The organism is Nevskia sp., from assembly GCF_021732705.1.
In the GTDB taxonomy this organism is placed as follows: Bacteria; Pseudomonadota; Gammaproteobacteria; order Nevskiales; family Nevskiaceae; genus Nevskia.
Genome location: NZ_JAKFUM010000010.1, coordinates 430,004 through 438,019 on the forward strand (window position 1 = coordinate 430,004; position 8,016 = coordinate 438,019).

6 protein-coding genes are annotated in these 8,016 nt (G+C 67.1%); all 6 read right to left on the reverse strand.

The window, feature by feature from the left end; translation table 11 throughout:
- Nucleotides 1-41: 41 nt before the first annotated feature.
- On the reverse strand, nt 42-947 hold the full coding sequence (locus tag QZ951_RS13335) for an SDR family oxidoreductase (RefSeq protein ID WP_293001251.1): 906 nt from the start codon (nt 945-947) through the stop codon (nt 42-44).
- Nucleotides 948-972: 25 nt separating this feature from the next.
- Nucleotides 973-1,629: a pyridoxamine 5'-phosphate oxidase family protein gene (locus QZ951_RS13340; protein ID WP_293001253.1), complete on the reverse strand. Its 657-nt coding sequence runs from the start codon at nt 1,627-1,629 to the stop codon at nt 973-975.
- Nucleotides 1,630-1,778: 149 nt separating this feature from the next.
- Complete coding sequence (locus QZ951_RS13345; protein ID WP_293001255.1) at nt 1,779-3,167, reverse strand: DUF1501 domain-containing protein; 1,389 nt, start codon at nt 3,165-3,167, stop codon at nt 1,779-1,781.
- Between the two features lie 19 nt (nt 3,168-3,186).
- A complete protein-coding gene (locus tag QZ951_RS13350; RefSeq protein ID WP_293001257.1) occupies nt 3,187-5,532 on the reverse strand; it encodes a DUF1800 family protein in 2,346 nt (781 codons plus the stop codon).
- A gap of 309 nt (nt 5,533-5,841) precedes the next feature.
- Complete coding sequence (locus tag QZ951_RS13355; protein ID WP_293001260.1) at nt 5,842-7,230, reverse strand: DUF1501 domain-containing protein; 1,389 nt, start codon at nt 7,228-7,230, stop codon at nt 5,842-5,844.
- A gap of 19 nt (nt 7,231-7,249) precedes the next feature.
- The coding region (locus QZ951_RS13360) for a DUF1800 family protein (protein WP_293001263.1) at nt 7,250-8,016 on the reverse strand (767 nt) is incomplete at its 5' end.

An 8,016-nucleotide genomic window follows, 5' to 3' on the forward strand; every position in this document is an offset into this window, starting at 1 on the left:
GCGGGGTGAAGGCGAAAGGTCTGCGACGACCCACGCGAATTTTATGCCGCGGCCGTGAACGCCTGTACGACCTCGTCGGCAGCGAGGCTCGCCGGCAGGCCGCTGTCGAGACTGGCGTGACGCGGCGTCCAGCCGAGTTCCTCGACCAGCCGCCGGTTCGACAGCCGCTTCGATTCTTCGAGGAACGACTTCAGCATCGGCGACATCGTCGCCAGCGCCTGCGCCAGCGGCACCTGCGGCGGTGGCGGCACGCCGAGCAGCGCGGCGCAGCGCAGGAAGTAGTCGGTCATCGTCGTCGGCTGCCCGTCGGACACGTTGTAGGCCGCACCGGCCGTGCCCGCCTCGGCCACCCGCAGCGCGGCGGCGGCGAGATCGTCGGCGTGGATGCGGTTGGTGAACGGCGACTGATCGCCCTGCACCAGCGGCGTGCCAGCCGCGAGGCGCTGCATCGGCAGGCGACCCGGGCCGTAGATGCCCGGCACGCGCAGGATCATCGCGGCCACGCCGTGCGCGCTGGCCCAGTCCAGCGTCGTGCGTTCGGCATCCAGACGCCGGAAGCCGCGTGCGGATTTCGGCTTGCATGATTCGCTTTCGTCGATCCAGCGGCCGCCGCAGTCGCCGTAGACCGCGGAGGTCGACAGATAGACCAGCCGCTGCGGCACAGCGCTCAGGGCGTCGAGCACCTGGGCCAGCCGCGGATCGGTCTCGCCCTTTTCAGGCGGCGGCGCGAAGTGGAACAGCCAGTCGGCCGCCGGCAGATCGGCGATGGTGTCGGCATCGAGATCGGCGATGCGTGCGCGGATGCCGAGCCGGTCCAGCGCCTTAGCGCTCGCGGGCGAGCGGACGACGCCGGTCACGTCCGTGCCGCGCGCCGCCAGCAGCCGCGCAAGGCGGCAGCCGACATCGCCGCAGCCGACGATCAGCGCGTGCATCGGGCGCGGCGTCATCGCGGTCGCGTCGCGAGGGCCGGCATCAGCCCTGTCCGGCCGCGACATCGGCCATGTAGTCGTCGAAGCTGATCGCCGGGCCGGCGGCGGCGATGGCCTCGACATCGCGCGCCGGCAGGGCATCGCCGAAGGCATCGATGCGCTTCCACTTCGCCGGCGGCGTGGCACAGCCCGGCTTCGGCACGTACACCGAGTCGCCGAGCTTCTGGTAACGGTGGATGTAGCGCGGACAGTTGACGAACAGGTTGGTGATCGCGACCCGCACGATCAGATCGGCACCGGGGTATTCGGCGAGCAAGGGATCGTTCGGATCGACGCTCGCGGTGCCGTGCAGGCGCAGGCGGTTCGGCGTCTCGAAATCGATGAACAGCAGGCCGACCTTGGCTTGAGCCTGCAGGTTGCCCATCGACAGGTACATGCCGTTGCCGTCGTAGCTCGGGAACGCGATGGTGCCGTCGTCGACGATCTTCACGAAGCCGGCGGCGCCGCCCTTGTACGAGCAGGTCGGCTGGCCGTCGGCATCGACGGTGGACAGGAAGAACAGGTCGCGGCTGCCGATGAAGGCCTTTTCCGGGTCGGTCAGCATCGGGTGCATCGTGATCATCGACACGCGGTCGGCCAGGGCCGTGGTGCCGAAGCGTTCCTGCAGCGCCCGCTGCGCCGGGCTGAATCGTTCGCTCATCGTGTTCGCTCCTCGAATTCGTCGGATGTCGCAGCTCGCGCGGCCGCGTGCCGGCAGTGTCGCCGACGCTGTGCGCGCCCGCCAACCGCCGGCCATGAAAAAGCCCGGATCGCGGGCGCAATCCGGGCTCGTGCCACGCGGGCCTGCCCTCAGACGAAGGCGAGGTTCCGGGTCGAGAAGTTCCTCAGGTTGGGGAAGAGCAGGTCGAGATCGGAGTCGTCGGCACCAAACCAGCGTGCGAGCGTGGCCGAGTACTGGTCGGTGGAGATGGTCGGCACGATGCGGCCGGAGCCGGCGTCGTTCGGGCCGTTCAGGCTCAGGTCCGGCATCGATCCGTAGATCCGGCGACCCTGCACCGCGCCGCCGATCACCAGATGGTGGTTGCCCCAGCCATGATCGGAGCCGGCGACCGAGCCGGTGCCGTTGGAGCTCAGCGTGCGGCCGAAGTCGCTGGCGGTGAAGGCCGTCACCGAGTTCTGGATGCCCATTTCCACCGTCGCGTCGTAGAACGCCTTCAGCGCCGGACTCAGCTGCGACAGCAGCCCGCCGTGGGCGCTGAGGTGGTTGTCGTGCTGGTCGAAGCCGTTCAGGCCGACGAAGAACAGCTGCCGCGACAGGCCCAGCTGGCTGCGGGCACTGATCATCCGCGCGGCCAGCCGCAGCTGGTTGCCGATGCCGCTCGATGGAAACACGGTGGTCAGCGCCGGTGCCGCGTTCAGGGCGTTGTTGACGTACTGGCTCGACGCGATCGTGCGGTTGACCGAGCGCGTGTACTCCCGGAAATGCAGGTTGCCGTCCGTGCTGGCGGTGGCCTGCTGCAGCAGCCGGTCGAAGCTGGCGCGGCGGGTGCCGGAGCGGTAGCCGGGGTACTGGTAGTCGTACAGCACCGGCGCGCCGTTCTCGCCCAGTGTGTAGAAGATCGTGTTGTTGCCGCCCTGCCAGATGTTGCTGCCGTTCAGGCTGATGTTGGTGGCGAGGTTCGGGTTGCCGTAGCCCTGGGCGTTCAGCAGGTCGGCGATCCGGCCGCCCCAGCCCTGCGGCTGGATCGAGTTCGGGATGCTGGTCTGCCACTGCTGGGACTGGTCGGCGTGCGAAAACAGGTTCGGCGGCAGCGGCACGTTGGCGGCCCGGAACTGGGCCGGCGTGGTCGGCTGGATCAGCGTGCCGGTGTTGGCGACGATGGCCATGCGGCTGCTTTCGAACAGGTTCTGCAGGCCGGCGCAGTTCGGGTGCAGGCCGTACTGGTTCCCGTCGCTGGTCAGCGGGTTGATGGCCAGCAGGCTGTTCTGCGCCAGCGCCAGGTTGCGACGGCTGGCGGCGTAGGTGTTGTACGCCGGGGACGACCGCGGCACGACGAGGTTGAAGCCGTCGTTGCCGCCGTACAGGAAGACGCAGACCAGCGCCTTGTAGCCGCGGGTGTCGACCGCCGCCATCGCGCGCTGGTAGGTGCCGAGGGTGGCCAGCATCGAGCTCGATGCCGCCGTCTGGACGCCGAGACGCAGGACGTCGCGACGCGTTGCTTTCTTGAGAATGTTCATGGGCTTGTCGTCCGGTTCTTCAGCGCTGCACGGCGTACTGCGGGGAGGTCATCAGCAGGTACAGCACTTCCGACACTCGTACCGCCGCACCTTCGGACAAGGGAATCTGGTTCGCGTAATTGATCAGTTCCGTCCGCATCGCCGACGGCATCTGCCCGGACATCAGCAGCAGGTTCAGCTGATCAACCATCGCCGGCGGGTTCTGCGCCAGCGTTTCCCAGCTGCGGAAGTCGAACACGACGTTGCTCGGGTTCGGCTGCGGGTTCGCCGTGCTCCGGTAGCGCCCCACGAGGTAGTTCAGCTCGTTGATCATCGTCGAGATGCTGGCTTCGTCGGTGACCTGGAATTCCGGCGAAACCAGCCCGGCATTGGCAATGGCGCCAGTCGGGGCAAAGTCCGGACGGAAGAAGTTGAACACGCTCGGCGCGCGCAGCGGCGCCTGGATGAACGCGCCCTGCGGGTTGTCGTAGTTGAAGCGGCCACCTGCCCCGGAGGCGTCGAACGCGCGCCACATCTGGGTCAGGCGCAGCACCGGCTCGCGCAGCTTGCCGAACGTCGACGGGTTCGACGCCAGCCCGCCGCCGCGCGCTTCGATGTCGGTCAGGATCGCGCGCGTCACCGCGAACAGATCGCCTCGAACGCCGCTGCCGTTGTTGTTGAACACCGTCGCCACCCGCTGCACGTACGCCGGGCTCGGATTCGCCGTCACCAGCTTGCGGATCAGCTGCTGCGACACGAACGGGCCCACGTTCGGGTGGTTGAACAGCACGTCCAGCGCCTGACGCAACTCCGGCAACGCCTGCTGCCCCGCTGCAATCGTCGTGTTCCCGATGATCGTCTTCGCGTTCGTGTCGTGGAATTCCTGATACGCCGACATCGGCCGCAGACGATCGGCATCCAGCACGGTGAACGCGAAGCTGCCGCTGCCGCCACCGGGGCCGAAACCGGTGAAGACCCGGGCCAGACCTTCGACTTCGGCCTGGTTGTACGTCGGAATCGCCTTGCCGTTGGCATCGCGCTGCGGGGTGCCGTCGAGATTCAGCCGGTTCAGACCGACGGTGAACAGCTGCATGATCTCGCGGGCGTAGTTCTCGTCCGAACGGATGCCGTTCGCCGGATCCGGCTTCTGGTTGCGGATCATCGACAGATAGAGACCCATCTGCGGCGACAGCGTGACTTCCTCGAGCAGGGTGCGGTAGTTGCCGAAGGCGTTCCGGATCAGGATGTCGTAGTAGTTCGCGAGACCCTTGACGTCGAAATTCAGGGCGCCGAAGTTTTCCGAGACCACCAGCATTTCCGACAGCGCGAACGCTACGCGCTGGCGAAGCTGGTCAGGACCGGTGATCGTCGCCTGCAGCCAGGCATTGATGCGCTCGGCCTGCACCATCTGCGCGCCGCTGGCCTCGCGCTGTTGCAGATACGGCAACTGCAAGGTCGGCGTGACGTTGCGCTGCTGGGTCAGCCAGGGGTCGAAGCTGGTGGCCGTCGCCAGACTGTTGATCTCCGACAGCTTCGGTCCGAACGTCGCCTGCGTCAGGAAGCGCGCCGCTTCCGTCGCGCCGATCGGGCCGGAACCGCCGGTCGTGCCGCCGGTCGTCGATCCGCCGGTCGTGGTGCCGCCCGTGGTCGTGCCGCCCGTCGTCGTGCCGCCCGTCGTCGTGCCGCCGGTGGTGGAACCGCCGGTCGTGCTGCCGCCCGTCGTCGACCCGCCCGTGGTCGTGCCGCCGGTGGTTCCGCCGGTACTGCCGCCGGTGCTGCCACCCGTGGTCGAACCTCCGGTGGTAGTGCCGGTGGTTGTCCCGCCGGTCGTGCTACCGGTGGTGCCGCCGCCGGCGGTCACGGTGAAACTCGCCGTCGACAATGCCGCGCGCTGCAGATTGACGACGATGACGCGGCCGGTGCTGGCGTCCGGCGGAACGGTGAAATCGATCCGCGTGCTGCTGACGATGGTCGGCGCCACCGACAGGCTCGAACCGAGCCAGACCTGGGTGGCGTCATTGAAGCCGGTGCCGGTGACCGTCACCACGCTGCCCGCGGCACCACTGTTCGGCGACAGACCGGTGATCACCGGCTGCGCGAAGGTTCCCGGCGCCGAAGTCGGCGTGACGACGAAGTTCCTTTCGCTGCGAGCGGCCGCCACGGCATTGGCGATGCGGATGGCACCGGAGCTGACGCCGGCACCAAACGAGACGTAGGCCTGGGTCGGATCAACGTAAGTGAACTGCACGTTGGCCGATCCGATCTGCGCAACGGAACTGCTGGTGAAGTTGGTGCCGGTGACGAGGATGACGGTGCCCGACGGTCCCCACGCGGGTGTGAAGCTGGTGATGGTGGGTGCGCCGGCGGCGAGTGCCTGTGGAGACAACAACAGAGTCGAGAGCAGCAGAACGACGGAACCGATTTGCAGCATGAGCAGCCTGAGCGAAACGCGGGGCATGTACTGCCTCCTGTAGTTGTTACAGCGTCTGGATCACATCAAGGGTTATCTTTCTAATGTCAGGGATTGGGCCGTGGTCACGCAGCCACTCGCAGCGCAACCACGGCCGGTCAACGAACAGCGAACTACCAACAACGATCAGCGGAACCACCGAGGCAAACGTCGAGTCGCCGATGTCGCGCTACACCATGCGGTGGCGCACATTGCAATCCGACAAGTTTGATACGCAAAAATCGTTCACACAAAACTGAGATTTCGGGTCGAGAAGTTCCTCAGGTTGGGGAAGAGCAGGTCGAGATCGGAGTCGTCGGCACCAAACCAGCGGGCGAGCGTGGCCGAGTACTGGTCGGTGGAGATGGTCGGCACGATGCGGCCGGAGCCGGCGTCGTTCGGGCCATTCAGGCTCAGGTCCGGCATCGATCCGTAGATCCGGCGACCCTGCACCGCGCCGCCGATCACCAGATGGTGGTTGCCCCAGCCATGGTCGGAGCCGGCCACCGAGCCGGTGCCGTTGGAGCTCAGCGTGCGGCCGAAGTCGCTGGCGGTGAAGGCCGTCACCGAGTTCTGGATGCCCATTTCCACCGTCGCGTCGTAGAACGCCTTCAGCGCCGGACTCAACTGCGACAGCAGCCCGCCGTGGGCGCTGAGGTGGTTGTCGTGCTGGTCGAAGCCGTTCAGGCCGACGAAGAACAGCTGCCGCGACAGGCCCAGCTGGCTGCGGGCACTGATCATCCGCGCGGCCAGCCGCAGCTGGTTGCCGATGCCGCTCGATGGAAACACGGTGGTCAGCGCCGGTGCCGCGTTCAGGGCGTTGTTGACGTACTGGCTCGACGCGATCGTGCGGTTGACCGAGCGCGTGTACTCCCGGAAATGCAGGTTGCCGTCCGTGCTGGCGGTGGCCTGCTGCAGCAGCCGGTCGAAGCTGGCGCGGCGGGTGCCGGAGCGGTAGCCGGGGTACTGGTAGTCGTACAGCACCGGCGCGCCGTTCTCGCCCAGTGTGTAGAAGATCGTGTTGTTGCCGCCCTGCCAGATGTTGCTGCCGTTCAGGCTGATGTTGGTGGCGAGGTTCGGGTTGCCGTAGCCCTGGGCGTTCAGCAGGTCGGCGATCCGGCCGCCCCAGCCCTGCGGCTGGATCGAGTTCGGGATGCTGGTCTGCCACTGCTGGGACTGGTCGGCGTGCGAAAACAGGTTCGGCGGCAGCGGCACGTTGGCGGCCCGGAACTGGGCCGGCGTGGTCGGCTGGATCAGCGTGCCGGTGTTGGCGACGATGGCCATGCGGCTGCTTTCGAACAGGTTCTGCAGGCCGGCGCAGTTCGGGTGCAGGCCGTACTGGTTCCCGTCGCTGGTCAGCGGGTTGATGGCCAGCAGGCTGTTCTGCGCCAGCGCCAGGTTGCGACGGCTGGCGGCGTAGGTGTTGTACGCCGGGGACGACCGCGGCACGACGAGGTTGAAGCCGTCGTTGCCGCCGTACAGGAAGACGCAGACCAGCGCCTTGTAGCCGCGGGTGTCGACCGCCGCCATCGCGCGCTGGTAGGTGCCGAGGGTGGCCAGCATCGAGCTCGATGCCGCCGTCTGGACGCCGAGACGCAGGACGTCGCGACGCGTTGCTTTCTTGAGAATGTTCATGGGCTTGTCGTCCGGTTCTTCAGCGCTGCACGGCGTACTGCGGGGAGGTCATCAGCAGGTACAGCACTTCCGACACTCGTACCGCCGCACCTTCGGACAAGGGAATCTGGTTCGCGTAATTGATCAGTTCCGTCCGCATCGCCGACGGCATCTGCCCGGACATCAGCAGCAGGTTCAGCTGATCAACCATCGCCGGCGGGTTCTGCGCCAGCGTTTCCCAGCTGCGGAAGTCGAACACGACGTTGCTCGGGTTCGGCTGCGGGTTCGCCGTGCTCCGGTAGCGCCCCACGAGGTAGTTCAGCTCGTTGATCATCGTCGAGATGCTGGCTTCGTCGGTGACCTGGAATTCCGGCGAAACCAGCCCGGCATTGGCAATGGCGCCAGTCGGGGCAAAGTCCGGACGGAAGAAGTTGAACACGCTCGGCGCGCGCAGCGGCGCCTGGATGAACGCGCCCTGCGGGTTGTCGTAGTTGAAGCGGCCACCTGCCCCGGAGGCGTCGAACGCGCGCCACATCTGGGTCAGGCGCAGCACCGGCTCGCGCAGCTTGCCGAACGTCGACGGGTTCGACGCCAGCCCGCCGCCGCGCGCTTCGATGTCGGTCAGGATCGCGCGCGTCACCGCGAACAGATCGCCTCGAACGCCGCTGCCGTTGTTGTTGAACACCGTCGCCACCCGCTGCACGTACGCCGGGCTCGGATTCGCCGTCACCAGCTTGCGGATCAGCTGCTGCGACACGAACGGGCCCACGTTCGGGTGGTTGAACAGCACGTCCAGCGCCTGACGCA

What these genes read in the sequence shown, in the direction of transcription:
- QZ951_RS13335 (WP_293001251.1), bottom strand. Translation starts at nt 947, where the DNA reads ATGACGCCGCGCCCGATGCACGCGCTGATCGTCGGCTGCGGCGATGTC.
- QZ951_RS13340 (WP_293001253.1), bottom strand. Translation starts at nt 1,629, where the DNA reads ATGAGCGAACGATTCAGCCCGGCGCAGCGGGCGCTGCAGGAACGCTTC.
- QZ951_RS13345 (WP_293001255.1), bottom strand. Translation starts at nt 3,167, where the DNA reads ATGAACATTCTCAAGAAAGCAACGCGTCGCGACGTCCTGCGTCTCGGC.
- QZ951_RS13355 (WP_293001260.1), bottom strand. Translation starts at nt 7,230, where the DNA reads ATGAACATTCTCAAGAAAGCAACGCGTCGCGACGTCCTGCGTCTCGGC.